At 66.7% G+C, this 25,145-nt stretch carries 25 protein-coding genes; 11 read left to right on the top strand and 14 right to left on the bottom strand.

The window, feature by feature from the left end; genetic code table 11:
• The first annotated feature begins 39 nt into the window (after window positions 1-39).
• Window positions 40-960: a diacylglycerol kinase family protein gene (locus HNO81_RS04970; protein ID WP_175317029.1), complete on the top strand. Its 921-nt coding sequence runs from the start codon at window positions 40-42 to the stop codon at window positions 958-960.
• Between the two features lie 21 nt (window positions 961-981).
• On the opposite strand, the gene HNO81_RS04965 is transcribed toward HNO81_RS04970, so the two are convergent.
• The 5 genes from HNO81_RS04965 to HNO81_RS04945 form a co-directional block, all read right to left on the bottom strand.
• Window positions 982-1,707: an aspartate/glutamate racemase family protein gene (locus tag HNO81_RS04965; RefSeq protein WP_371818165.1), complete on the bottom strand. Its 726-nt coding sequence runs from the start codon at window positions 1,705-1,707 to the stop codon at window positions 982-984.
• 8 nt (window positions 1,708-1,715) lie between these two features.
• The gene (locus tag HNO81_RS04960) at window positions 1,716-3,137 is read right to left on the bottom strand and encodes an amidohydrolase family protein (RefSeq protein WP_175317028.1); all 1,422 of its coding nucleotides are present in this window, start codon (window positions 3,135-3,137) and stop codon (window positions 1,716-1,718) included.
• A gap of 31 nt (window positions 3,138-3,168) precedes the next feature.
• A complete protein-coding gene (locus HNO81_RS04955; protein WP_175317027.1) occupies window positions 3,169-3,957 on the bottom strand; it encodes an aspartate/glutamate racemase family protein in 789 nt (262 codons plus the stop codon).
• Window positions 3,954-4,637, bottom strand: coding sequence for a GntR family transcriptional regulator (locus HNO81_RS04950; RefSeq protein ID WP_175317026.1), 684 nt, complete (start codon window positions 4,635-4,637; stop codon window positions 3,954-3,956). The genes HNO81_RS04955 and HNO81_RS04950 overlap by 4 nt, the downstream gene beginning before the upstream one ends.
• Window positions 4,638-4,714: 77 nt before the next feature.
• Window positions 4,715-6,073: an MFS transporter gene (locus tag HNO81_RS04945; RefSeq protein ID WP_175317025.1), complete on the bottom strand. Its 1,359-nt coding sequence runs from the start codon at window positions 6,071-6,073 to the stop codon at window positions 4,715-4,717.
• A 428-nt stretch (window positions 6,074-6,501) separates the two neighbouring features.
• Between HNO81_RS04945 and HNO81_RS04940 the strand changes: the two genes are divergently transcribed.
• From HNO81_RS04940 to HNO81_RS04930, 3 genes are all read left to right on the top strand, one after another.
• Window positions 6,502-7,578, top strand: coding sequence for an FUSC family protein (locus HNO81_RS04940; RefSeq protein ID WP_175317145.1), 1,077 nt, complete (start codon window positions 6,502-6,504; stop codon window positions 7,576-7,578).
• A 123-nt stretch (window positions 7,579-7,701) separates the two neighbouring features.
• Window positions 7,702-8,445, top strand: a complete 744-nt coding sequence (locus HNO81_RS04935; RefSeq protein ID WP_175317024.1) for an IclR family transcriptional regulator — start codon at window positions 7,702-7,704, stop codon at window positions 8,443-8,445.
• A 132-nt stretch (window positions 8,446-8,577) separates the two neighbouring features.
• Entirely contained in the window at window positions 8,578-9,765 is a 1,188-nt protein-coding gene (locus HNO81_RS04930; RefSeq protein ID WP_175317023.1) for a 4-hydroxybenzoate 3-monooxygenase, read from the top strand.
• 38 nt (window positions 9,766-9,803) lie between these two features.
• Here HNO81_RS04930 and HNO81_RS04925 read toward each other — a convergent pair whose 3' ends face one another.
• Window positions 9,804-10,343, bottom strand: a complete 540-nt coding sequence (locus tag HNO81_RS04925; RefSeq protein WP_175317022.1) for a TetR/AcrR family transcriptional regulator — start codon at window positions 10,341-10,343, stop codon at window positions 9,804-9,806.
• Window positions 10,344-10,399: 56 nt separating this feature from the next.
• Here HNO81_RS04925 and HNO81_RS04920 point away from each other — a divergent pair, with 56 nt between their 5' ends.
• Complete coding sequence (locus tag HNO81_RS04920; RefSeq protein WP_175317021.1) at window positions 10,400-11,467, top strand: FAD-dependent oxidoreductase; 1,068 nt, start codon at window positions 10,400-10,402, stop codon at window positions 11,465-11,467.
• Window position 11,468: 1 nt separating this feature from the next.
• On the opposite strand, the gene HNO81_RS04915 is transcribed toward HNO81_RS04920, so the two are convergent.
• From HNO81_RS04915 to HNO81_RS04900, 4 genes are all read right to left on the bottom strand, one after another.
• Window positions 11,469-13,292 carry an iron ABC transporter permease gene (locus HNO81_RS04915; RefSeq protein ID WP_175317020.1) on the bottom strand — a complete coding sequence of 608 codons (1,824 nt, stop codon included), beginning with the start codon at window positions 13,290-13,292 and terminating at the stop codon, window positions 11,469-11,471.
• Window positions 13,289-14,353, bottom strand: coding sequence for an ABC transporter ATP-binding protein (locus HNO81_RS04910; RefSeq protein ID WP_175317019.1), 1,065 nt, complete (start codon window positions 14,351-14,353; stop codon window positions 13,289-13,291). The genes HNO81_RS04915 and HNO81_RS04910 overlap by 4 nt, the downstream gene beginning before the upstream one ends.
• A 47-nt stretch (window positions 14,354-14,400) precedes the next feature.
• Window positions 14,401-15,477, bottom strand: a complete 1,077-nt coding sequence (locus tag HNO81_RS04905; protein ID WP_175317018.1) for an extracellular solute-binding protein — start codon at window positions 15,475-15,477, stop codon at window positions 14,401-14,403.
• A gap of 217 nt (window positions 15,478-15,694) precedes the next feature.
• Window positions 15,695-16,198, bottom strand: a complete 504-nt coding sequence (locus tag HNO81_RS04900) for a GNAT family N-acetyltransferase (protein WP_175317017.1) — start codon at window positions 16,196-16,198, stop codon at window positions 15,695-15,697.
• A 154-nt stretch (window positions 16,199-16,352) separates the two neighbouring features.
• On the opposite strand from HNO81_RS04900, the gene HNO81_RS04895 reads away from it, so the two are divergent.
• The 3 genes from HNO81_RS04895 (at window position 16,353) to HNO81_RS04885 (ending at window position 18,236) form a co-directional block, all read left to right on the top strand.
• A complete protein-coding gene (locus HNO81_RS04895) occupies window positions 16,353-16,868 on the top strand; it encodes a MarR family winged helix-turn-helix transcriptional regulator (RefSeq protein ID WP_175317016.1) in 516 nt (171 codons plus the stop codon).
• 151 nt (window positions 16,869-17,019) lie between these two features.
• A complete protein-coding gene (locus HNO81_RS04890; RefSeq protein WP_254703307.1) occupies window positions 17,020-17,274 on the top strand; it encodes a hypothetical protein in 255 nt (84 codons plus the stop codon).
• Complete coding sequence (locus HNO81_RS04885) at window positions 17,271-18,236, top strand: serine/threonine-protein kinase (RefSeq protein ID WP_175317014.1); 966 nt, start codon at window positions 17,271-17,273, stop codon at window positions 18,234-18,236. The genes HNO81_RS04890 and HNO81_RS04885 overlap by 4 nt, the downstream gene beginning before the upstream one ends.
• A gap of 14 nt (window positions 18,237-18,250) precedes the next feature.
• Here the strand turns inward: HNO81_RS04885 and HNO81_RS04880 are convergent, their stop codons facing one another.
• Window positions 18,251-18,928: a histidine phosphatase family protein gene (locus HNO81_RS04880; RefSeq protein ID WP_175317013.1), complete on the bottom strand. Its 678-nt coding sequence runs from the start codon at window positions 18,926-18,928 to the stop codon at window positions 18,251-18,253.
• Between the two features lie 135 nt (window positions 18,929-19,063).
• Window positions 19,064-20,506, bottom strand: coding sequence for an adenylosuccinate lyase (gene purB, locus HNO81_RS04875; RefSeq protein ID WP_175317012.1), 1,443 nt, complete (start codon window positions 20,504-20,506; stop codon window positions 19,064-19,066).
• A 179-nt stretch (window positions 20,507-20,685) separates the two neighbouring features.
• On the opposite strand from purB, the gene HNO81_RS04870 reads away from it, so the two are divergent.
• Window positions 20,686-20,973, top strand: coding sequence for a hypothetical protein (locus tag HNO81_RS04870; RefSeq protein WP_175317011.1), 288 nt, complete (start codon window positions 20,686-20,688; stop codon window positions 20,971-20,973).
• On the top strand, window positions 20,973-22,319 hold the full coding sequence (locus tag HNO81_RS04865) for a hypothetical protein (protein WP_175317010.1): 1,347 nt from the start codon (window positions 20,973-20,975) through the stop codon (window positions 22,317-22,319). The genes HNO81_RS04870 and HNO81_RS04865 overlap by 1 nt, the downstream gene beginning before the upstream one ends.
• A 26-nt stretch (window positions 22,320-22,345) precedes the next feature.
• Here HNO81_RS04865 and HNO81_RS04860 read toward each other — a convergent pair whose 3' ends face one another.
• Window positions 22,346-23,245, bottom strand: coding sequence for a hypothetical protein (locus HNO81_RS04860; protein ID WP_175317009.1), 900 nt, complete (start codon window positions 23,243-23,245; stop codon window positions 22,346-22,348).
• A 226-nt stretch (window positions 23,246-23,471) separates the two neighbouring features.
• A complete protein-coding gene (locus HNO81_RS04855; protein WP_175317008.1) occupies window positions 23,472-23,897 on the bottom strand; it encodes a phage holin family protein in 426 nt (141 codons plus the stop codon).
• A gap of 108 nt (window positions 23,898-24,005) precedes the next feature.
• On the opposite strand from HNO81_RS04855, the gene HNO81_RS04850 reads away from it, so the two are divergent.
• Window positions 24,006-25,124, top strand: coding sequence for a histidinol-phosphate transaminase (locus tag HNO81_RS04850; RefSeq protein ID WP_175317007.1), 1,119 nt, complete (start codon window positions 24,006-24,008; stop codon window positions 25,122-25,124).
• Window positions 25,125-25,145 lie beyond the last annotated feature (21 nt).

The following is a 25,145-nucleotide window of genomic DNA, read 5'->3' as shown; positions in this document are numbered from 1 at the left end:
TTTCAGAAGCTTGCTTTCCATCCGCCAATTGAGGACGCCATGACTGAAACCAGCTCCACTACGCCCAAACGTGCCGCCATCATCGTCAACCCCGCCAAGCCGGTGGACATCGACGTGCGCGGCCTGGTGGCCAGGCACAGCGTCGAAAACGGCTGGGGTGAGCCCATCTGGCTCGAGACCACCAAGGAGGATCCCGGCGTCGGCCAGGCAAAGGAAGCACTGGCCCAGGGCGCGGACATCGTCATCGCGGCAGGCGGGGACGGTACTGTCCGCTGCGTGGCCGAGGTCCTGTCCGGCGGGGACACCCCCATGGGCCTGCTGCCCCTGGGAACCGGCAACCTGCTGGCCCGCAACCTGGGCATGGACGTGACCGATTACGACGCCGCCATGGCCGGTGCCCTGGCAGGCACCGAACGGAAGATCGATGTGGTCCGCGCCCGCCGCACCGACCCGGACAAGGAGCAGCTGTTCCTGGTCATGGCCGGAGTGGGTTACGACGCCACCATCATGGCGGACACCAACGAGGACCTGAAGGACAAGGTGGGCTGGCTGGCCTATGTGGACGCAGGGATCCGGAACCTGCCCGGCAAGCCCATCAAGGCCACCGTGGTGATCGACGGCAAGCAGGTGGTCCACCGTGGCGTCCGCAGTGTGATGGTGGGCAACTGCGGCAAGGTCCAGGGCGGCCTGGAGATCTTCCCCGACGCCAAGGTGGACGACGGCCTGCTGGACATCGCTGTCCTGGCGCCCCACCACGGCAAGCTGGGCTGGCTGTCCGTGCTGGCCGGCATCATCGGCAAGGGCAAGAACCGGGACACGGCCGTGGAGTACTTCCAGGGCAGGACCGTTGAGATCACGCTGGAGCACAAGGACGACTACCAGCTGGACGGCGACCACGAAGGCGAGGGCAAACGCGTGCTCATGACCATGGAGCCCGGTGCCCTCACCCTGCGGATGTAGGGGCGGTCGGGGACGGGGCCGCTAGCCCAGCAGCCGGCCCCAGCGCGGTTCCAGCAGCGGCGCCCCGGCCAGCTTCAGGGCATGCCACAGCGTCACCGCCACCGAATCCAGTACCGGGACCCCGGTGGCCTGCTCTATTTCGGCGGTGATGTTGGCTCCGTACAGGTTGGTGCACAGGTATACCAGTGCATCAGGGGCCGCGGCGGCGAGTTCCAGGGAGCCGGGGCGCATCTCGTCGTCGGTCACCCGGGCAAAGGACTCGTTCTCGCTCAGGCCCAGCGCCCGGTGCTCCACCGTCTTGATGCCGTCGCGCTCGTAGGACGCGATCACCTGGTGGTTCACGTCCTCGGTGTAGGGCGTGAAGAGACCGATCCGTTCTGTGCCGAAAGTCCGGAAAGCCTCAAGGTAGGCCAGCGTGGAGGTGGTGGCCGGGACTCCGGTGGCGGCTGTGATGCCGCCGGCCAGTTCCTGGTCGTGCTCTGATCCGAGCCATGAACCCGAGGTGCCGTTCCAGGCGATCACGTCCACGTCCGCCGTCGCCAGCAGCCTGGCTGCCTCCTGCATGCCGGCGGGGTCGAACTGGCGGTCGGAGGAGTCATCAAGGGCGATCCGGGTGACCGGGATACGGGTGAAGTGCACGGTGACATCCGTGCGGCTGCCAAGGATGCGGTAGGTCTGGGGTTCAAGGCAGGTGTTGGAGGACGGCACGATCATGCCGATCCTGCGGGGGCGGGTGGTTGCTGGCACAGGGACTCCTAGAGGACGGCGGCTGGCTGGAGGGCGGCCGCGGACTGGTGCTGCCGGAAACCGTTGCGGGGGATGAAGCGGCCCACGGCTCCCGGGTCGTGGAAGCCGCCATCGTCCAGCACTACGCGCCCGTTGGACACCACGACGGCGGGCCAGCCGGTGAATGCCTTCCCGTCGAAGGGCGAGAAGTCGGTTCCCATGTGCAGGGCTGCGCCGTTGACCGTGCGCTCTTCGGCGGGATCGAAGATGACCAGGTCGGCGTCGAAGCCTTCGGCGATACGGCCTTTGCCGGGGACGGCGTTGATCCGCGCGGGCTCCGCAGCGAACGCGCTGACGAACTGCTCAACGGTGGCTCCGGCGGAGGTCATTGCGGTGAACGTGACCGGCATCCGCGTCTCCACTCCGGGCAGTCCGTGCGGCATGGCGCGCACGTCATCGGTGCGCTCGCGCTTTTGGGACAGGTCGTAGCAGGAGTGGTCCGAGGACATGGTGTGGATGGCGCCGGATACCAGCCGGTCCTTGAGCGCGGCCACGGTTTCCGGGCTGCGCATGGGCGGGCAGCAGGCGAACCACTCAGGGAACGCGGAGGCGTAGACGGTGTCGTCCAGCGTGACGTAGTGGGGGCAGGTCTCCGAGTATGCCTCAAGCCCGCGTTCCCGGGCCTGGGCCACGAGGTCCACAGCCCCGGGCGTGGACTGGTGGACGAAGTACACCGGTGCGCCGGTGTACTCGGCCATGGCAAGGGTTTCCTTGACGGAGATTTCCTCGGCCAGTTCGGGCCGGGTCCGGTGCAGGTGTTCGATGCCGATCCGGCCGTCCTGGGCGTGCTGTTCGGTGCAGTCGGCAATGATGGGGTCGTGCTCGGCGTGGATGTAGGCCAGTCCGTCCAGCCGCACCATTTCGCGCATGACTTTAAGGATGGTTCCGCCGTCGGCCATGGTGGTGCCGCGGTTGGTGGTGTACATCTTCACTGAACGGACGCCCTCGGCGGCCAGCTGTTCCAGTTGCCACGGCACGGTTTCATCCCAGCTGACCACGGCGCCGTGCAGGGCGACGTCGCAGCGGGCCTGGGTGGCGAGTTCCTTTTTGTGCAGGACGGCGGCCAGCGGTGTTTCCTGGGCATCGCGGGGGATGCCGAAGTCGATGATGGTGGTGGTGCCGCCCCACAGCGCCGCGGTGGAGGTGGTGCGGTAGTCGTCCAGGGTGCGGAAGCGTCCGGTCACCTGGGCCACGTGGCAGTGCCCGTCCACGCCGCCGGGGATCACCAGCCTTCCGGTGGCGTCGAGGGTGCGGTCTGCGGCCGGGGCGGGGTGGGCGGCATCCACAAGGGCTGTGATCCGGCCGCCGGACACCACAATGTGGGCCGTTTGGCGGCCGTCGCTGTTCACCACGGTGGCGTTGGCGATGACAAGTTCTGGCTGGTGGGACATCGGTGTCCTCCTCGAGTTGGTGGGATCTGGCTTAGGCCGCGGGCTGCGGGGTGCCGGCGTATTCCTGGCGGCCGGCGAGGGCGGCGTCCAGGTTGCCGGACAGGCCCTTGCGGTCTTTGGCGGGGGGTGGCGCGAAGGCGCCGGCGCGGTGGGTTCCGGACTGCAGCGCAGCTACGGCTTCGGCCATGCGGATGCCGGCGGAGATTCCGTCCACCACGGGAACGGGGATCTGTCCGTCCAGTTCGCGGGCGAGCCCGGCCAGCGGGGCGCCGGCGAGGATCACGACGTCGGCGCCGTCCTCGGCGACGGCCTGCCGGCTCAGTGCCAGCAGGGTTTCCTTGAAGTCCTGTTGCACGGAAGCGATGCTGCTGAGGGAGTCGTTGATGGAGCGGATGGAGGCCAGCCGGCCGGCCAGCCCGAACCGCTCGACGCAGTCGCGGTACCAGGGCCTGATCCGGTCAGAGATGGCGATGATGGAGAAGCGGTGGCCCTGCAGGGCGGCCGCGCACAGGGCGGCCTCCGTGATGCCGATGACGGGGATGTCCGCCAGTTCCTTGAGGGCCGGCATGCCCGGATCGCCGAAGGCTGCCACCACTACGGCGTCCACCGGGTCTGCCCCGGGGCGGGTGTGTTCGGCGATGATTTCGGCCACTGCACCGGCGGCGATGAGGGATTCGAAGCGGGTTTCGATGTATTCAACGCCGTGGCCTGCCGTCCGGACCAGCAGTTCGGTGCCGGGGGAGGCGGAGCGGAGCGCCTCGGATTCGATCAGTGCGGTGACGTCGGCGCTGATGTTGGGGTTGATGACCAGGAGTTTCATTTTCTCTTCCGGTGGAATTCTGGTTCGGTCTTTTGGAAGTCCTCCGGGAACTGGTCCCGGTACTTTCCAATATGGGAGGCGGACTGGGCGGCTGCCTTGTCCGGGTCGCCGCTGGCAATCGCGGCGTAGAGTTCGCGGTGTTCCCGGATGAGCTCGGGCAGGTCGCTGACGTGCCGGAACAGCCAGTGCATGCGGCCCTGGAGGGGTTCCAGGGCGGATTTGAGGAAGTTGTTGTCCGCGATGCCGGTGATGGCGTCATGGAATTCGCTGTTGGAGCGGTGGGCTTCCATCACCGCCCCCTTGGCCAGGAACGCCTCCGCGTTGTCCAGCAGCCCTTTAAGGTAGGCGAGGTCGTCCCTGGTGGCCCGCCTGGCGGCGAGCCGGCAGGCGAGGACTTCAAGCGACTGGCGGACGTCGAAGAGGTCTTCCACGTCCTTGGGGCTGAGGCTGCTGACTTCGGCCCCGCGTGCGCCCCGGTCACTGATGAGGCCTTCCTGGCGCAGCATGCGGAGCGCCTCTCGGACCGGCAGCCGGGATACGGAGAATTCGGCTGCCAGGTCGCGTTCCACCAGCCGCGTGCCGGGAGCATAGTGTCCTTCAAAAATCCGGGTGCGGAGGGTGTCCCGGACAGTCTCGCGGAGGGGGCGGTCCTTGTCCTGGGTCTCTTCTGCGGTCAGCATGATGCTCCATTCGGATGTGTGCGGCACTGCTCCCGGCTGCGGGGGCGTTGTTTGCAGGTGTCCCTGCGAGGGTCAGCTTAGACAGGAAGCCGCTTGTTGTAGTTCAGGGTCAGCACTGATGCGCCCATGATGACGGCGGAACCCACGAAGTAGAGCAGCGCCCAGGTGTAGGAACCGGTGGCTCCGACGATCAGGCCGACGACGATGGGGGTGACGAAGCCGGAGATGTTGCCGCTGAGGTTCATGGCACCGCCCAGGACGCCGGCGTTGGTGCGGCCGCCCAGGATGGCGGGGATGCTCCAGAACAGGCCCACCCAGCGCAGGAAGAACAGGACCAGGGAGAGCAGGACTACGGCGGTGGTGGCATCGGGGACCACCGTGACGCCTACCAGGCCGCCGATCACCACGGCACTGGAGATGCCCAGCAGGGTCCGCATGACCAGGTTGGCGGAGGCCCCGGAGGCCCGCCACTTGTCGGCGATGGTGCCGCCGATGATTTCGCCCACGAACCCGGCGCCGAAGATCACAAGGGTGGACCAGCCAATGGTCTTCAGGTCGAAGCCCTTGGCCTGGGCAAGGTACAGCGGGCCCCAGGTCAGCAGGCCGTAGAAGACGCCGTTGAAACCCAGCCAGCCCAGGCACATGGCCCAGAAAGAGCGGAATTTGAGGTAGGGAAGCAGCCCGCGCTTGCCCGTACTGCCGTCAACGGCTGCCTCTGCGTCCTCGGCAGCGTGCGAGGCTTCGATGTAGGCGGCCTCGGCGTCGTTCACGCCGCGGTGCTGGCGGGGGTTGTCCCGGACGTACCACCAGACCGCCAGGCCCATGAGGACCGTGGCTGCGCCGGCGATGACGAATGACCAGCGCCAGCTGCCGGTGGAGGCGATGAGGCCGGCGATGATGATGCCGCCCAGACCCGCCCCGAGGGGCGCGCCGGCGTCGAGGATGGTGGCGCCGCGGCCGCGTTCGGATTTATGCATCCAGATTGCGTTGAGTTTGCCACCGGCCGGCATCACACCGGCCTCGGTGACACCGATTCCGAGCCGGGCGATGAACATGCTCAGGAAGCCGCCGGCCATGCCGGACGCCGCTGTGGCAGCACCCCAGCCGAGGCAGGACGCGGTCATGACTTTGCGGGGGCCGAACTTATCGATCAGCCAGCCGACAGGGACCTGCATCAGGGCGTAGGTCCAGAAAAAGGCGGACAACAGCAGCCCCACCAGTTCGGGCGCCATGTTGAATTCCTTTTGGATGATGGGCAGCGCCACGGAAATCGAACCGCGGTCGATGTAGTTGACGGACACCAGGACCAGGAGCAGCAGGAACAGCCGCCAGCGGACGGCAGTGCGCCGTTGCGTGCCGTCCTTTCCGGGCTGGCCGGCGGAGCCGGCAGCAGCCTCTGTGGAAGGTGCCGTTGTTTCGGTGTTTGGTATGGACACAGCTTCTCCTTCACGGGGAAGTTTACGGATGGGGAGGGTTCGTAAGATGTGTGGTGCTTGGCGGCGGGAGGGGGCCCGCCGGTGGGGAAGTAACCGCCGGACGATCCGGAGCGTGGAGCGGTTCTTAGTTTTGGGATCCCAAATTGGGATCCCAAAATCAAAGGTAGAAGTGACTCCCGCCACTGTCAAGACTTTTTGGCGGCTCAGGGCCCTGGGTCGCCTGGAAACGGATTGTGACTGCGTGCCGTGCGGCGGGGGAGGGGTGATTCATGACCCAAGCGTCGTGGAACCGTGTTTCCGCCGCGTTCCCCCCGATTCCGTTCATGGGAACGCGCCGGGCGGTTCAGGGGGTCTGCCCCGTAGGATTGGCCAGGAACGTCAGCGCGGCCGCCACCCCGGAATCCACCCCCAAGGAAGGCGCTGCCCCCGTGAAGATGTTTGCTGAAATGTTCAGCATCGCCCCCGGCAATAAGGACCACCACCCGGCGCTGAGGTGCGCCGTCGGCGTCTTCGTTCCCCTGATCACCTTGGTGCTGCTGGGCAGGCTGGACCTGGCCATCTTCGCGTCCTTCGGTGCCTTCACGGGAATCTACGGCCGCGGGGAGCCGCACGCCGTCCGCTTTGTGCTGCAGCTCCGGGCCGGACTGCTGATGCTGCTGGTGATCCTCCTCGCCGCGCTCGCCGCCCGGATGGGCCCTGCCTGGGGGCTGGATGTCGCCGCGCACACCTGGTTGCTGGTCCTGGCCACCACGCTGGTTGCCGGGGCGTGTTCGGTGGCTATTTCCTGGCTGAGGCTGAGGCCGGCAGGATCCCTCTTCCACATCTTCGCCTTTGCCGCCATCGCCTCCATCCCCAACCAGCCGCCGCTGTGGCAGGGCATGCTGGTGTCCGTCCTCACCACGGTGTTCGCCCTGCTGGTCGGCTTCTCCTCAAGGATTCTTGCCAGCCACCGCACCCCCTGGACCAGGCCTCCCCGCATCCGGCGCACCGCCGCCGAGAAGCGGACGGCGTGGCTTGAGGGCTTCGGCTACCTGGTGGCGGCGGGCCTGGCCGGGTCGTTGGCCACCTGGGCGGGCGGCCGGCTGGGCTTCGGGCACAACTATTGGGCCATGGTGGCCGCGGTGGTTCCGCTCGTAGGGCATACCACCAGGCACCGGGTCCGCCGGGGGGTCCAACGAATCATCGGCACCGTGCTGGGCCTGCTGGTCCTGGCCGCCGTCCTGCTGGTGGGCCTCCAGCCGTGGCAGACAGTGCTGGTCATGGCGCTCTGCCAGTTCGGTGCCGAAATGTTCATCATCCGCCAGTACCTGGTGGCCCAGGTATTCGTGACGCCCCTGGCGCTGGTGTCCACGCTCCTGGTGGTCCCGGCATCGGCATCCATCCTGCTGCGGGACCGCATCATCGAGACCGTCATCGGTGCCGCCGTCGGCATTGCCGTCGTGCTCGCCCCAGGCGCATGGCGGCGCCTTCGGCCCGGGCCGCGGCGGGGTGCGACGGCGGCCTGACCGCCCCTCCCGGGGAGTGGCAGTTTGGAGGTGCCCGGCCATTTGTAAGGCGCCTCCCACCCGGCCGTCCGGACGGCAGGCGCGGTACGCTGGACTTCCCATTCAACGGAAGGTTGTGCGGCCGTGGCGAACTCAAGTTCGGGCGATTCGGTGGTGGACCGGATTGTGCGGCTGATCTCCGCCTTCCCGCAGGACGTCACCGACCTCCGTCTGTCGGAGCTCGCTGACCGCGCCGGCCTGCCGCTGACCACCACGCACCGGCTGGTGGGGCAGCTTGCCGGCCACGGGCTGCTGGAAACCGCCCCCGGTGGAATCGTCCGGCCCGGCCTCCGGCTCTGGGAACTGGTGAACCGCGTTTCCCCGGCGCTGGCGCTGCGCCAGGCTGCCATGCCGTTCATGGAGGATATCCAGCAGGTCCTGAACCAGAATGTGAACCTGGCGGTGCTGGACGGCTGGGAGGCGTTGTTCGTTGAGCGGCTTTCCCGGCGCGGATCGGTGGCGAACCGTGCGCAGGTGGCGGGCCGGATGCCTATCCACATTTCGTCCGCCGGGCTGGCGCTGATGGCCCACCAGGACAGGGCGCTGCAGCAGGAATACCTGGGCCAGTTCCACGATCCGTACGGAAAGCTGGCTGCCGATGACGTGCGGACCCTCCTCGCGGATACGTCCCTCCAGGGTTTCGCGCAGCTGAAGGGCGTGGTTGATCCGGATACCTGGGGCATCGCCGTGCCCGTCCTGAACCGCCGCCAGCGCGCGGTGGCATCCCTCGGCGTCGTGGTTCCGCTGCGGGAAATGCGGCTGCAGGCCCTGGTCCCGGCACTCCAGACGGCCGCCCGCGGCATCGCCCGCGGCCTGGCTGAGGCCTGATCCGCCACCCCACCCCAGACCGCCGGAGTCCGTTGAACGGAATGCCTGTAACGCCGGTCACCCGCCCTGGCGCACACTGAACGCAGGCAACCATTTCGGCCCACGGGCCCCGCAACGAAGCGAGACACAGCCATGGCACGTAAAGTCATCACCACCCAGGTGGCCATCATGGGAGGCGGCCCGGCGGGGCTGATGCTCTCCCATCTACTGGCCACGTCAGGCATTGAGTCCACGGTGATTGAGATCCGCAGCCATGAAGAGATCTCGCACACCGTACGCGCCGGCATCCTGGAGCATGGAACCGTCAACCTGCTGGTGGACAGCGGCGTCTCCGACCGGGTGCTGCGCGACGGCGACCGGCACGACGGCATCGAACTGCGCTTCAACAACGAGAGCCACCGCATCGACTTCAAGGACCTGGTGGGCGAGTCCGTGTGGCTGTACCCGCAGACGGACGTCTTCCTGGACCTCGCAGCCCGCAGGAAGGGCGACGGCGGCGACGTGCGCTACAGCGTCACCGACACCACCGTCCACGAACTGGAGGGAAAGCCGAAGGTCTGGTTCACCGATGCCGACGGCGTCGAGTTCGAAATCCAGGCCGACTTCCTGGTGGGCGCGGACGGTTCGCGCAGCCACTGCCGGTTCCAGATCCCGGAGGCCCACCGCAAGTGGTATTTCCATGAGTACCCCTTTGCCTGGTTCGGCATCCTGGCCGAGGCGCCGCGCAGTTCCGACGAACTCATCTACGCCAACTCCGCCAACGGCTTCGCCCTGATCAGCCAGCGCACGGAGACCGTGCAGCGGATGTACTTCCAGTGCGACCCCAAGGAAAACGTGGCGGAATGGGATGACGACCGGATCTGGGCCGAATTCCGCAGCCGCGTCAACGGCAACGGCTTCGAGCTCAAGGAAGGCCCGGTCCTGGAAAAGATGGTGCTGCCGTTCCGAAGCTTCGTCCACACCCCCATGCGCCACGGCAACCTGTTCCTGGCCGGCGACGCTGCGCACACCGTTCCGCCCACCGGCGCCAAGGGCCTCAACCTTGCCATCCATGACGTGAAGGTCCTCTTCGAAGGGCTGGACAGCCATTACAACTCCGGCTCGGACCGGCTCCTGGACACCTACAGCGACCGCGCCCTTGACCGGGTGTGGAAGGCCCAGCAGTTCTCCTACTGGATGACCACCATGCTGCACACTCCGGCCGATGCGGACGATTTCTCCCGCGCCCGCCAGTTGGGCGAACTGAACTCCGTGGTCTCCTCCCGCCACGGCAAGGCCTACCTGGCTGAGGCGTACACGGGCTGGCCCGCCTCGGCGTAGAGGGCCCGGGAAGGTACGACGCCGGCGGCCGGGTTGGGCTAGTTGCCCACCAGCCGCCGGACGGCGGCTGCGATGGCGGGAGCGTCGGGCTGCTCGTCCCGCCTGACGGTGAGCAGGTGCAGCAGCACACCGTCGCCATAGTCGGCCACATCCCGCGCCCGGTCCTTCGCATCCTGGACACCCAGCGCGGCAAGGGCATGTTCCAGGCCACCCACCAGCTGGAAGTGGCCGGCCGTCACGGACTCCGGCCTGTCCAGGGAAAGGGCCAGCCGGGCCCGGGTAAGGCCGGCGTGCCGGCCGGCCAGCAGCGCCACCATGGAGGCAAGCTGGCCTGCCAGTTCACCCACATCCTTGGGCGGGCCCGCGGGCCCCTGTTCCCGGAGGAGCGCGGCGTCCAGCTCAAGCATCCGGTCAAGTGCGGCGTCAACCAGGGCTGCGCGGTTGCGGTAGTAGTTGGAGGTGGTGCCCTCCGACAGGCCTGCGGCCGTATCCACGGCGCGGTGGGTGAGGCCCTTCATGCCCTTGTCCGCCACCACGGCCAGGGCGGCGTCGAGCAGGAGGGTGCGTCGGTCCGGCATGGATTCAGTGTAGTGTTACCCGTTCCCGTTCACTACAAAAGTAGTAAAATGGCGGCATGGAAACGATCACGATCGTTGGCGGCGGCATCGCCGGCCTGGCCTTGGCGGCAGCCTTGGATCCCCGCCGCTTCCAGGTGACGGTGTACGAGAAGCGGCCGGAACTGCCCACGGTGGGCAACGCCCTCGGAATGTGGCCCAACGCCCAGCGCGCCCTGGAACGCTTGGGGATCCTGGAGCAGGCGCGGGCGGTCAGCCCGGTTCTGGGCAGCGGGGCTGTCCGGAACGCCCAGGGCGAACCGTGGGTCACGGTCGACGCGGGGGAGATGTTCGGCATCTCCCGGATCGACCTGATCCGGCTGCTGGATGCCGCCGTGCCCGCCGCCGTCCGCCGTGTCACCGGCACCGTGCAGCCGGTCCCCGCGGACGGCAGCCTGGTAGTGGGCGCCGACGGTGTCCACAGCGTGGTCCGCAGCACGGCGTGGGGCCCTGGAACCGGGTCGCACCTGACGCCCTACCTGGCCCTGCGGGGAACGCTCAGCACCCCGGTGGCCCCGGATGAGGTGGGCGAATACTGGGGCCGCGGCGATCTGTTCGGCATGGCCGCCGCCCGGGGCGGATCCTTCTGGTATGCCAGTTACCGGTCCGGGCTTGGTCCCTACGGAATCGACGTTCCGTCAGCGCTGGACCAGGCCCGGGAGCGTTTCTCCGGCCACGCCCCTGCCATCCGGCGCGCCCTGGCCGCAGCCACGCCGGAGCAGTGCCTGGTCCAGCGGCTGTGGACAGTTCCGCAGCTGCGCTCCTACGTCCGCGGCCGGACCGTACTCATCGGCGATGCCGCGCATGGCATGCTGCCCACCCTTGGCAGGGGCGCCTGCGAATCGCTGGTGGACGCGGTGACACTGGCCGGCCTCCTGAACTCCGTCCCGGCAGGGCAGGACCCGGCGCAGGCGCTGCGTGCCTACAACCGGCAGCGGCGGCTCCGGACCCGCGCCGTGAGCGTGGCCTCCACGGCGCTCGGACGGGTGGCACTGGCTGACCGGGCCCAGCCGCTGCGTGACCGCATGCTCACCCTGGCCCGGCGGCGGAACCGGCAGGCCGCCGTCGGGAACGGTGCCGGCAGATAGGTCAGCGGACGGCGGCCGCAGGGCGCGCGGCGTCATCCTCAGCCGGAGCCTGTGCCGGCGGAAGGTCCGGCCCGGGGACCGGCTGCCCGGGCGCCGCGTCGGGCAGCCGCTTCGTGCCCTTGCGCCGGCCTGACCTGCCGTACACGAGGTACATCGTCACTCCGGTGATGACCATGAGGAGCACCGTGTAAACGAAAGTGTTCGCGATTCCCTCTGTGCCCTCGGCACCGTCGGTGTTGGCTTTGATCACCAGGCCCAGCGGCTGCACCAGCGGATGGGCCAGGAAAATGGCGGTGTCGTAATCGTCCAGCAGGCTGTTGAAGTTCAGGGCGGTAATGGCTGCCGCAGCCGGAAGCACCAGGGGCAGGAGGATCCGTCGGAACACGTAGAGCGTCTTGGCGCCCATGATGGCGGCAGCCTCCTCCAGGGAAGAATTGACCGCGGCAAAGGAGGCCTTGAGCATCCGGAGGGTGAACGGGATCTTCACCGTGACGAAGGCGATGAGCAGGATCACCGTTGTTCCGGTGAGGACGGCACCGCCCACCAGCGGGTTGGGGTGGTCGTAGCTGACGATCAGGCCCAGGGCAAGCAATGCGGACGGCAGGATCCACGGGATGTGCAGCAGGTATTCAAACGTTGAAGCCACCCAGTTCCTGTACTTCTGCAGCAGCCGCGCCACGAAGAGCAGCCCGCCCACCGCGATGACCGCCGCCAGGGCGCTGTACACCACGCTGACGATGAACGGCCTGAGCCCGGACTGCTGGGTGAGGACGCGGATGTAGTTGTCCAGTGTCAGGTTGGCCAGCGAAAGCTGTCCGGTCTGGATGGCCGCGCCGTCGGCAAATGAATAGAGCACGATCAACACCACCGGAAGCGTGTAGATGGCGAAGAGGAGATAGGCCACGGCGTGCACGGCCACGTTGGCCACGGGATTGGAAATCTCCTGCTTCTGCAGCTCGGAGGACACCTTCGACACCGAAAAGTAGGTGCCGCCCTTCTCCAGCCGGGACATGACGGCGAGCATCAGCATGGTGGCCAGGCCCAGGATCACGGCCAGCAGGGCCGCCAGGTCACGCGAGGTGGGACTGTTGGTGAAGGTCAGGATCATCGGGGTGATGGTTTGGAATTCGCGGCCGCCCAGCACCTGCGGGGCGCTGAGGGCGCCCAGGCCGGTGAGGAAGGACAGGATGGTCACGGCGAAGAGGGTGGGCTTGAGCATGGGCAGGACGATCCGCCGCAGGATGGTCCATGTGGAGGCGCCAAGGTTCCGTGCCGCCTCGATGGTCTGGTAGTCGATGCCCTTGAGGGCGTTGGCGACGAACAGCATGTGGTTGGTGGTGGTGGCAAAGGTCATGACCACCAGCACGGCAAAGAACCCGGAAAACCAGCCAGGATCCATCCCGGGGAATACCCGGACCAGCAGGGACGTGACAATGCCCTTGTCGCCGTAGATGAACTTGTACCCCGCTGCCAGCACGATGCCGCCGTAGATGAAGGTGGAGGCGTAGCCCAGGAACAGGATTCTCGAGCCGCGGATCCGGAAGTAATGCGTCACCAGGACGATGAAGACGCCCACCAGGTTGACCGTGACGGACAGCGCCACGGCCAGCAGGAAGCTGTTGCCCAGCGCCTTCATGGCCCGCTGCGAGGAGAACAGCTTTTCCGCGGCGCGGCCCGAAAAGCTGCCGTCCGGGAAGAACGTGGCCATCAGGATGTTCACGTTGGGCCACACCAGGAACGCGGCGATGAACCAGGTGAGGATGACCCCCACCACCAGGACAAACGGGGAGCGTGCCATGCTCCGCACCGTGCTGCTGCCACTCATGGCAGGGCAACCGCCCGGTCCTGCGCCAGCGAGGCACCCGTGTCCGGGTGGTACTGGAGGATGTGCTCCGGCTGGACGTAGACGGTGGTGGCAGTTCCTGCCGGGGGATGCGCGGCCCCGTCCTCCCTGACAAGGAGGCGGATGTCAGCGCCATGGCTCCGGACCACGTACCGGCTGTGCAGGCCGTGGTAGGTCCGGGACACCACCGTGGCGGCGAGTCCGACGGCGGGCCCCCCGGCCGCCGGCTGGTCCAGGGAGGCTTTTTCCACCCGCAGGTAGGACTTGGCTTCCGTACTGAGGCCGGCAGTGGAGAGACGGTTGACCTCTGCCACGAACTCCGGCGTCAAGGCGGAGCTGTCGCCAATGAAGTTGCAGACGAACTCCGTGGCGGCGTGATCGTAGATGTCCTGGGGCGTCCCGACCTGTTCCACCACCCCCTTGTTGAACACCGCCACCCTGTCGCTCATGGCCAGGGCCTCGTCCTGGTCGTGGGTGACGTACACGGTGGTGATGCCGAACTCGCTCTGCAGGTCCTTGAGCTGCTGGCGCAGCTGGTGCCGCAGCTTGGCGTCCAGGTTGGACAGTGGCTCGTCCAAAAGCAGGATCTTGGGCCGCAGCACCAGGGCCCGGGCAACTGCCACGCGCTGCTGCTGGCCGCCGGACAGCTCCGCCACGTTTTTTGCCAGCTGTTCGTCGCTGAGTTCCACGCGCCGGGCAATGTCCCGCACCAGGCGGTCGCTGTCTTCCGATTTTTCCTTCCGGACCCGGAGCCCGAAGGCGATGTTTTCCCACACGCTCATGCTTGGGAACAGGGCATAGTTCTGGAAGACCATGCCCACCTGCCGCTTGTCGCTGGGAAGCCGGGTGACATCCTTCCCATCCACCCTGACCGTACCCCTGGCCGGCTGGATGAAGCCGGCCAGGGTGCGCAGCGCCGTCGTTTTTCCGCAGCCGGAGGGGCCCAGGAGGGTGAAGAATTCGCCGGGGCGGACATCCAGGTCCAGGTTGGGGATGGCGGTGAAACCGCCAAAGGTAACTTCAATGTTTTCCAAGCGGATCATGGCAACCCTGTCTGTTGGAACGCGGGAACGGCGGCTGGCAGTGCGGACTACGTCATGTATTCCAGTTCGATCTTCTCCACCCAGGCGCCCATGTTCTTCTGGACGAAGTCCCAGTCAATGTCCTGCTGCTTGAGGTCGGCAAAGAAGTCCACCACCTCGGGATTGGCCTTTGCCTGGGCGCTCTTGTTGACGGGCATGGAGTTGAATTTCTGGGCGAATTCGCCCTGGACCTCAGCGCTGCCGAACCAGTCGATGAATTTCTGCGCCTGTTCCTTCTTCTTGCTTCCCTTCACCAGGGCGAGCTGCTCCACGGCCAGCGGAACCCCCACGGACGGGGTGACAGTGTCCACGTTGACCTTGAAGGACTTCTCGCGGTCGGCAATGATCGAGGACGGCATCTGGCCCATGTCCACGTCGCCGGAAGCGATGCGGGCAAACAGGTCGGTCTTGGCCACGGCGGGGTTGCCGTTCTTGAAATACTCCTCAACCTGCTTCCAGCCGTCGTCGGAAATCCCCAGGTCGCCGGAGTCGTCCCGGTAGCGGGACAGGATGCCGGCGAAGACCAGCTGCGCGGTGGCCGTCCCCAGGCCCGTCACCCGTTCATAGCGGCTCTTGAACTCGTCCTTGGTCCACAGGTCCGTCCAGTCCTTGGGTGCGGCGTCCTTGGAGATCTTGTCCGAGTTGTAGCCCAGGAGGATGGCCTGCTTCACCAGCGGCCAGTAGGTCTCCCCGTCTCCCAGGCCTTTGTCCACTTCGCCCGCCCATGCAGGCTGGTAGGCCTCCAGTGCGCCCTCGTTCTTGACCTGCGAGAAGTACATGTTGTTCAGGCCGAACGCGACGTCGGCAATGGGGTTGTTCTTCTCCGCAATGAGCTTGTTGGTGGCATCGGCGCCGCCCGCTCCCACGATCTCGATCTTGTATCCGGCCTCGGCCGCCTTGGCGGCCAGCCAGTCGCCCCGGCCTTCGCCGTTGGAGTTGGTGTAGATCACCAGGGTGTCCCCGGATGCGGCAGCCGGGGCCCCGGAAGCTTCGCCGCTGGAAGCCGGCGGGGTGGAGCCTCCGCCGCAGCCGGCGAGGAGGGTGGCGGCGACGGCGGCGGCAACCAAAGTCTTCAATGTACGCACGATCAGGACTCATTTCTGGACTGGAATCGGAGCATGTCCGCACAGCCTATAGCCGGGCACGACGAAAACCGGGCTGTTATAGCTATCGATTCGATAAACAGCCCGGCTTCTTACTTTGATCCAGCCGGGAAAACGGAAGGGGGCGCCTGCCTGAACCGGAGGCAAACCTTGGCCCGTCGCCCGGGAGTCCTGTTCTGCGGCAACGCCGGGGCGGAGCCTACGCCATGGCGGTCTGGGCGGCGCTGTGGGCGTTGATGGCCTTGGCGTAGCAGTGGGAGTGCTCAACGCCGATGTAGGGACCGAAGTTCGGGACGGGCTCGAAGCCGGAGTTTTCGTAGAAGTTCCGCCCGTCCGGCTGGGCCGACCCCGCTTCGGCTTTGATGCGCGTGATGCCTTGGCTGAACGCCTCCGCCTCCAGTGCCGCCAGGATGGAGCTGGCAACGCCGGAGCCGCGCGTATAGGGCAGCACGTAGAGCCGTTTGATCTCGGCCGTCGTTCCATCCAGGAGCCGCAGCCCGCCGCAGCCGACGGGCTGCCCGGACCCCTTGTCGTACGCCACCAGGAAGACGGCGCAGTCGGCGCCCGACGGCGGCGGCCCGGGTTCGTGGTCGGCCCTACCAAAGCGGGCATCGAGTTCGGCCTGCTGTGCGCGGCGAAGGTCCGCGCCGACGGGGTTGGTCCAGGGGACCTGCCGGATGTTGAGCCTGGGGTTGGTCTGCATAGCTGCCTCTATTCGCCGGAGGGGTATGCCTGACAAGGCTAGGGCGGCGGAGTTACGCAGGTGTTTCCCCGTGGTTAGCAGCTGGATAACGCCCGGACCGGCCCCGTTGCAATTCGCTTGGCGGTCTAGTTACCAGTTGGTCTAAAATGATGGCATGGCTTCTATGGGCAACGAGGGATCGGGCTACTGGTACGGACCCGACGGGCAACTGGATTACAGTGCGGCAGTATTAAAGGCTCTCCGGGACTACCGGGCAGCCGAGACGGAAATCCGCCGCAATACCAGGGACTCCATGGGCATGGGCGAAACGGACATCCTCGCCCTGCGGTACCTGCTGCGGGTGCAGGCATCCGGCAAGCAGGTGGTGCCCAAGGACCTGAGCCAGTTCCTCAATATTACTAGCGCTTCCACTACGTCGCTGATTGACCGTCTGGTAGCCAGTGGGCATGTCCGCCGTGAGGCGCACCCGACCGACCGACGCTCCGTGGTGGTGGTGCCTACGGTGGAATCGGACAAAGAGGTCCGGGAGACCCTTGGTGCCATGCACCGCCGGATGATGGCGGTGGCGGAAGGCCTCACGGCTGAGGAAGCACGCATCGTGGTGGACTTCCTCCAGGGCATGACCGAGTCACTGCACGCCAAAGAAGGCGCAGAATTAAAAGTTCACTAGCCTGACTAGCTAGTTCAGCTAGATATATGTAAGCTTACGATTGTTCCCGAAAGTGCTTTTCAACGGAGTCGTGAGTGTGTTGGTTTCTGTCACCGAAGTTTCACCGCGTGAGCCCGGTACGGGTGCCGTAACCCCGGACGAGCATTTTGATTTGATCTGGCCCACCCTGGACGGCACCGTAGCGCCGCAGGGTCAGGCCGCCATCCACTGCGGCTCTCCGATGCAACTGGTTACTCCCGCCTCCGGTTGGCAGGGAACCAGCTACACCTTTGCTCCAGCCGGCGCAGGACTGGCCGCGCTTCCACCGGTATGGCGCTGCGCCTGCGGGTTCCAGCTCGATGCCTGGGCCACCGATGACTGCGCCGACCACAACTCCGCTGCTCCATCCTTCGCGTTCCCCGCATGACCGCCGTTGCCACGCGGCCGTTGTTGAGGCCCTCCCCGCTGGAAGCTGCTGCCGACCCGCTGGCAGGCCGCTACGTTCTGAAGGAACGCCTGGGCAGGGGTTCTGGCGCGGAAGTATTTCGTGCGGTGGACCTGCATGGTGGCCCGGACGTCGCCGTAAAGGTTGCTGCCGCCAGCGGCCGGAAGCAGCACCAGCGCATCCGGAACGAAGCGGCGGTCCTGGCCCGCCTGGACCATCCATCAATCGTCAAACTCGTGGCCCAAGGTGTGGTTGCAGGCCCTGGCGCCCACTCCAGCCGGCCCTACCTCATCGAGGAACTGGCCCTCGGCGCCAGCCTGGCCGAGACCATTCGGGTGGGAAGCCCCAAGGCCGGCGCTGTCGCCCTCTGGGCCCGCGGCCTGTTTGGTGCCCTGGCATACCTGCACGCCAATGGACTGGTGCACCGGGACATCAAACCTGCAAACCTGATGCTGAGCGGCCTGCGGAGGAGTCCTGTCCGCATCATCGATCTCGGCATTGCCGCCGCCATCGGCTCGGCACCCGAGCCAGGGATCTCGTCCGGCACCGTGCACTATATGAGCCCGGAACAGGCGTCCGGCGGGGCAGTTGCGCCGTCGTGGGACGTCTACGCCATGGGGCTGGTGCTGCTGGAAGTTCTCACCGGCCAGAAGGCATTTCCCGGCACCGCCATCGAGTCTCTGGTGGCAAGGACCCTGCGGTCACCGGACGTCCCCGGCCATCTCGGCGACTGGGTTCCTTTCCTGCGGTCCCTGACTGCCATGGATCCCCGGGACCGGCCGACGGCGGCCGACGCCGCAGCGATGGCAGCCCGGCTTATCCCCGGGGTACCGTCAGGCAGTCCTGGCATCCAGGGCAGCCACACCGGGCGGGGCACCATGGGTGCGCGCCCCTGCCCGGCGGCGGGGGCTTTTCCCTCCCGGCGGCACCGGCAGCAGGCCTAGCGCCGGCAGCACACCTACGGCGCGGACACGTCCCGTCCGGTCGGGTCCCCGGCGGCTGGGTCAGCCAGGGCCAGGCCGCCCACTGGGCTACCGTCCCAGTGGAGCAGGTTCCAGCCGGCGTCCGGGCTGCCCTCAACCGCCACAATTCCGGTATTGGCCAGGACGTGGCGCGCAGCGAACTCGTGGTCCGCGCCCTCGGCCCGCAGCCCCGCCCAGGTGCGGATGGCGGCTCCGTGGCTGACCACGGCAACGGTGCCGTGCTGCTGCCGTTCCGCCCGCTCCACCACCAGCGCAATCGCGGCGTCGAACCGCTCAAAAAACGCATGGCCGTCCGGTCCGGCCGGCATGCGGCGGTCCAAGTCGCCGGCGGCCCAGGAGATCACGGTGCCCATATAGCGCTTGTGTGATTCATGGTCGGTGAGCTTCTCCAGCGCCCCGGCCTCGATCTCGTGCAGCCCCTCCAGCACCTCAACTTCCAGGGTGTGCAGCAGCGCCAGGGGAGCGGCAGTGATCTGCGTCCTGACCAGGGTGGAAGCGTACAGCGCACCAATGCGTTCGTTGGCAAGTGCCCGTGCCATGGCCTCGGCCTGGCGTTGGCCGAGTTCGGTCAACCCGGGACCGGGATGATCGGTGTCCAACTCCCCCAGTACGTTACCGGGGGTTTCGCCATGGCGGATCAGGAGCAGCTTCATGTTCCCAGTTTCCCACCCCAAATGGCCGTCAGCCCGCCGTTGGGGCGGCTGTCGCGCTGCCGAGCCACAAAAAGGCGCCGGGCCCGGGGGAGCCCCGCGCCGCCGTCGTACCTTCTTGTCCTGCTGGCGCAGGGCCTACTTCAGGTGGTCCACCAGCTGGTCCGCGATACCGGTGTACCGGCCGGGGGTGAGTGCCAGGAGGCGTGCTTCGGCTTCCGGGGAAAGGCCCAGGCCCTGAACGAATTCCTGCATGCGCGCGGCATCCACGCGCTGGCCGCGGGTGAGGTCCTTGAGCCGCTCGTAGGGGTTTTCCATGCCCTCGACGCCGGCGATCGCCTCCGCCCGCATCACCATCTGGATCGCCTCGCCGAGGACCTCCCAGTTGGTGTCCAGGTCCGCGGCGAGGACGTCCTCTGCCACGTCGAGGCGCTCCAGGCCCTTGGCTACGTTGGAGATGGCCAGCAGGGAGTGGCCGAACGCCACGCCGATGTTGCGCTGGCTGGAGGAGTCGGTGAGGTCGCGCTGCCAGCGGGAGGTCACCAGGGTGGCGGCCAGGGTGTCCAGCAGGCCGTTGGAGATCTCCAGGTTGGCCTCGGCGTTTTCGAAGCGGATGGGGTTGACCTTATGCGGCATGGTGGATGAGCCCGTGGCGCCGGCCACGGGGATCTGCGCGAAGTAGCCGATGGAGATGTAGCTCCAGATGTCCGTGCAGACGTTGTGCAGGATGCGGTTGAAGCGCGCGACGTCGGCGTAGAGCTCGGCCTGCCAGTCGTGGCTTTCGATCTGCGTGGTGAGCGGGTTCCACGTCAGGCCCAGGGTTTCCACGAACGACCTGGAAACCTGCTGCCAGTCGGCGCCGGGGACGGAGGCCACGTGGGCGGCATAGGTGCCGGTTGCGCCGTTGATCTTGCCCAGGTATTCGGTCTTGGCAATCCGGTCCAGCTGGCGGGTGAGGCGGTGGGCGATGACGGCCAGTTCCTTGCCCAGCGTGGTGGGGGTGGCCGGCTGGCCGTGGGTGCGGGACAGCATGGGAACCGACCGGTTGTCCTCCGCCATCCTGCTGATCTGTGCCACCAGGGTGCGTGCTGCCGGCAGCCACACGTCCTCCACAGCGCCCTTGACGCCCAGAGCGTAGGAGAGGTTGTTGATGTCCTCGGAGGTGCAGCCGAAGTGGACCATGGCGGTCAGGTTCTCGATGCCGATGGCGGGGAGGCGGCGGCCAATGTAGTACTCCACGGCCTTCACATCGTGCACGGTCACGGCTTCGATCTCAGCCAGTTCAGCGACGGATGCGGCGTCGAATTCGGTGACGATGGCGCGGAGCCGGGCCTGCTGCTCCGTGCTCAGGGGGCCAGCCCCGGGAAGGACGTTGTTGCTGGTCAGGTGGATGAGCCACTCCACTTCGACGGCCACGCGGTCCCGGTTGAGGGCGGCCTCGGACAGGTAGTCAACGAGGGGCGCGACGGCGGACTGGTAACGGCCGTCCAGGGGCCCAAGCGCGATCTTGTCCGATGACGCGGCGAGGGCCAGGCGTCCTGAGGGCGTACGGGTATCAGCTGTGGCGGCAGTTTCAGGCATGTGCTGATTCTTTCATGAAGTCCGGCGCCGCCTTAAGCGTGGCCGGCCACGTTACTTCTCCACATGGCCGGCGGCGGCGCTGACGTGCGCGGTGCCCTCTGCCTAGCGTTGGGAGCGGCGGGGTTGCGGCATTCAATCCGGCCGGGGAGCCAGGGCGGAAAGAGCAGGGAGAGGGTGCGATGGACGGGATGTGGGGGAATGGGCTGGCCGTCAGCCTTGATGTCCAGGAGGTGGGCAGGAAAGTGGCGCAGTGCTCGGACAGGACTGAAGAAGTGCTGGCCGGATTCCAGGAGATCCAGTTGGTGGACTGGGAATCACCGGCCGGGCAGGCCTACCGCAACTCCGTCAGCCTCCAGGCGGTGGCGGTGCGGAGGGCACTGGACCGGATCCGGGAAGCCTCTGCCGCTGTGGCAGTGCACGCCAGCGCAGCACTGACATCCGACTGCCCGCCCGATGGGCGGTTGTGATGGCTGACGCAACGCCGCACGGATCGGGCGGACCCATCCGGGTCTTGCCGCCACCTCCCGACGGCAACCTCACGGTCTCCGGCGGGGTCGGCGGCATCACTGTCCAGCTGGATGAGCTTGAGAAGGGAGCCGGTAAGCTCAGCCTGCTCGCAGAGCAGCTCGCAGCCATCGAGGCGGGGCTCTTCGCCGCCTGGCAGGAGCTTGGCGTGCAACAGGACCATCCGCGCGGTACGGGAACCGCGGCTCTCATGGCCGTGTGGGAGGCAAAGGATGCCGTCCGGGATGTTCGCCAGGAACTGCAGCGGATCAGCGGACAGGTGCGCAGCTGCAGGCGCGACTATGAGATAGCTGAATCCGCTGCCCACCTTCAGTGGAGGCTGGGGCTGTCAGATCCCGACGTTGAGTTCCAAAAGCACGTGGACTTCTGGCGGACCGGATTCCTGAACGGGGATGCCACGGAAATGCTCGCGGCAGACGCCGTCCTCCTCCTGCCCGCGATCGAGCCCGTCATCGAAGAAAACATCCCTTCCCTGCGCACCGGAACGGTGACGGCAACGCGGGAGGAGAGTGTGCCCATCGATCTTGACGCCAGTCCTGCCGGGCTGCTGCAAAGGGTACAGCTGATTGAAGCCCGCGGAAGTGGCTACATCGAAGTCATTGAGGTGGATACCGGAAGCGGCAAGGCCTACATTGTGGTGGTTCCCGGAACCCAGGTTAATGAAGCCGACGGGGGAACCAATCCTTTCGACCTGGGCGGAATCGTTGACGGCATGGGAGGCCAGTCCGGATACGTGAATGCCGCCGTGATCCAGTCGCTGCGTGCGGCGGGTGCGGCACCGGGGGCGGACGTGGTTGCTGTCGGCTACAGCCAGGGCGGCATCCACGCGATGAACCTCGCGGCTGACGAGGATTTCCTGAAGGAATATCGGCTCAAATACGTCCTGACCGCAGGGTCTCCGGTTTCGCGCATCACACCGTCCCCCGATGTCAGCACCCTTCACCTGGAGCACCGGACAGACTGGGTGCCCGGCAGCGATGGCTTGCCTAACCGCGATGCCAGGAACCAGGTCACCGTCACCATGACCAACGACCTCTACGTGCGCGGCGGGGGAGACGCCGGGCTGGGTCCCGGCCACAGCCTCACGGGCTATGAGGAGGCGGCCCGGCAGGTGGGCGCAAGCAAAGATCCATCACTGGTGCAGTCCACGGCGGTGTTGGGCGGAGTCCTCGGTGCCGGCGGTGCGGCCACTGCTACCCGCTTCGCGTTGACCAAAACTCCGCCGCCCACGGTTCCCAAAGACCGCAGGGATCCTTTCTCCGGGCGGCCGCAACCGGGAGCCCGCTAGGACGTTTCTTCGACCCGGGGCCCGGGTTACGAGATGGGAGCCGGATGCAGTTCCACGTACCGGATTGAGCGTGCCGGTTCGGGCTGCGCTACCGGCGAGGCAGGCGCTGGAGCGGGGGCCGGAGCGTAGGCCGGGCATCGGTAGTTATAGTCCAGGTTGTCCTCCGTGAACTGGGTGGTGGTGACCGTTCCTCCGGGGGTTAAGGGGGCGGCCCCACAGTACTCTCTGGCAGACCACGCTGAGTCCGGGCCTGCCAGCCAGTTCGGGAGCGCGTAGAGGTTGCTGCGTTGGTCCACGGCACCGGCGATTTCCCCGAACTGGTAGGCCGTGGAGTAGATCCCAACTTTTGCGCCGGCCCCCTGGAGGTAGGCCGTCATGCCTTCCAGTTCAGCCATATTGGCTGCCTTGTCCCACAACCAGCTGTTCCCGGTTTCAACGTCCAGCCACCACATCCGGTGTACTCCACTGCCGTCCGCTTCCTTCAGGATCGCGGCATCGTCGGCAGCCGTGGCATAGCCGTGGATGTAAGCGCAGGCCGGAGACGCGGTGCCATCGCACAGTCCGTACGGGTTGCTGACAGACGTTTCACCGTAGGTGTTCCCTGCCGGCCACCACAAGGACTCCCCGGGCCCCGCAGCAGCGGTGTTCACGTAGACTGCCGCCGGGGTGCCACCGGCCGACTCGGCGCTTTGGTCTGCCCATGCCAACTGGGCCGCCAGGCATGGGTTGACCGTGCCCGGCCGCCCCCCGTTCACGCCCACCACTGCAAACGCCGGCGGCGCCGGGAGGTCTGTGCCGCACTGAGGCCAGGAGACGTCGTTGCCCAATGGTCCGCCGTCCAGGGCGGAGCCGGAGTCTGCATGCGCGGAGCCTGCCTGCCAGGCCACGAGAAGGCAGGCAGCGAGCAGCAACTTGATGGGTTTCATGGTGGGCACCCGTTTTCGGAACTGGAAACAATGGGCTGTTGTGGCCCGATTGGCAGCCTAGGCTGCCGGTTCCGCGGGGGTCATGGGTAGCCGGTACTGGACTTTTTTCCTGCTGGTTCGGGGGTGGCACCTAGGGGTACTTGTTCTGCGGCGCCTTCCTACTGGGCCGGAAGTCCTCCCTGACCAGCCCGGGATGCTCGGTGGAGGGCGTGGCGTTTCCCGGGACTCAGCGCCGTCCGCCCGGCAGCAACCCCGCCACCAGCGAGACCAGGGAGATGATGATCGCTGAAAGCAGGGCGGTCCAGAAGAACGAATCGATGGTGAGGTGCACCGGCGTGTAGCTGCTGATCCATGCTGTCAGGTAGAGCATGGCGGCGTTGATGACGATGGCGAACAAGCCAAGCGTCAGGATGGTGATGGGAAGCGCGAGGAGCCGCACCAGCGGCCGCACGAAGGCGTTGACCACACCGAAGATCAGGCCGATGAACAGGTAGGCCAGGACCACTCCGATTGTCCCGGTGTCCTGCGAAATGCCGCTCCTGGCCACGGCATCAGTTGCCGCTGTGCTGGAGATATCCATTCCCGGCAGCAGCCAGCTGGCCACCCAGAGGGCTGCGGCATTGACGATGACCCGAAGGATGAATGAACCCATGGCTCCATGCTTCCACACCGTCCGCTGTGGACGGATGGCGGCGGACCCTGATTTTCCCATGGCCCGCTCCCCGGCTGCCCGCCGGGGCTTGGACGTAGGCTAGGAGCCATGACTTCATCTGATGCCAGGGCGGGCGGGACTGCCCCGCGCCCGGTGCTGGACCGCCTGCCCCGCTACGCGGCAGGAAAGCCTCCGGCCGCTGTCAGCGGCCTTGCCAGTTACAAACTGTCCTCCAACGAGAACCCGTTGCCGCCCATCCCGGCCGTTCTGGAGGCCATCGCCGGGCAGACGGACTTCAACCGGTACCCGGACCCGCTGAGCAGCAAGCTCCGGGCGGCGCTCGCCGAATTCCTGGGGGTGCCGGCGGACGACATCGTCACCGGCGCCGGAAGCCTGGGCGCCCTGAACCAAATCCTGGCTGCTTTTGCCGGCCAGAACGACGACGGTAAAGCGGACGAGGTCATTTACGCCTGGCGGTCCTTTGAGGCCTACCCCATCAGCGTGGGCCTGGCGGGGGCAGAAAGCGTGCGCGTACCGGTCACAGCAGACGGACGGCACGATCTTCCTGCCATGGCCGCCGCCGTCAGCGCCCGCACCAAAGTCATCCTGCTCTGCACGCCCAACAACCCCACCGGCCCGGCGCTGACGGCAGCGGAAACCGAGGCGTTTATCCGGATGGTCCCAGCGGATGTGGTGGTGGTCATTGATGAGGCCTACCAGGAGTTTGTCCGGGCGACGGACGCCGTGGACGGGATCGACCTCTACCGCAAATACCCCAACGTGGTGGTGCTCCGGACGTTCTCCAAGGCCCACGGCCTGGCCGGGCTGCGCGTCGGATACAGCGTTTCCCACCCCGGGCTTACGCAATACCTGAGGGTTGCCGCCACACCGTTCGCCGTCTCCCAAATTGCCGAAAGGGCAGCAGTCGTTTCACTTGAGAACTACGCCCAGGTTGTGGAAAGGGTACAAAAGCTCGTGGACGAGCGCACCCGGGTGATGGCCGGTCTCCGCGACCTTGGCTGGTCCGTTCCCGATGCCCAGGGAAATTTCGTTTGGCTGGCCCTCGGCGCCGAAACTGCAGCCTTCGCAGAGTTGGCCGGAGCGCGTGCCCTTTCCGTCCGGGCCTTCGCCGGGGAGGGTGTGAGGGTCAGCATCGGAGAGGCTGAGGCTAACACCCGATTCCTCGAACTGTGTGCCGACTATACAAATGCACCAGCAACTTCCTAGCACTTAACAAGTAGCCCTCCC

This window comes from Pseudarthrobacter sp. C4D7 (assembly GCF_013359725.1).
Lineage (GTDB): Bacteria > Actinomycetota > Actinomycetes > Actinomycetales > Micrococcaceae > Arthrobacter.
This window is presented reverse-complemented; position numbering and strand designations above follow the sequence as displayed.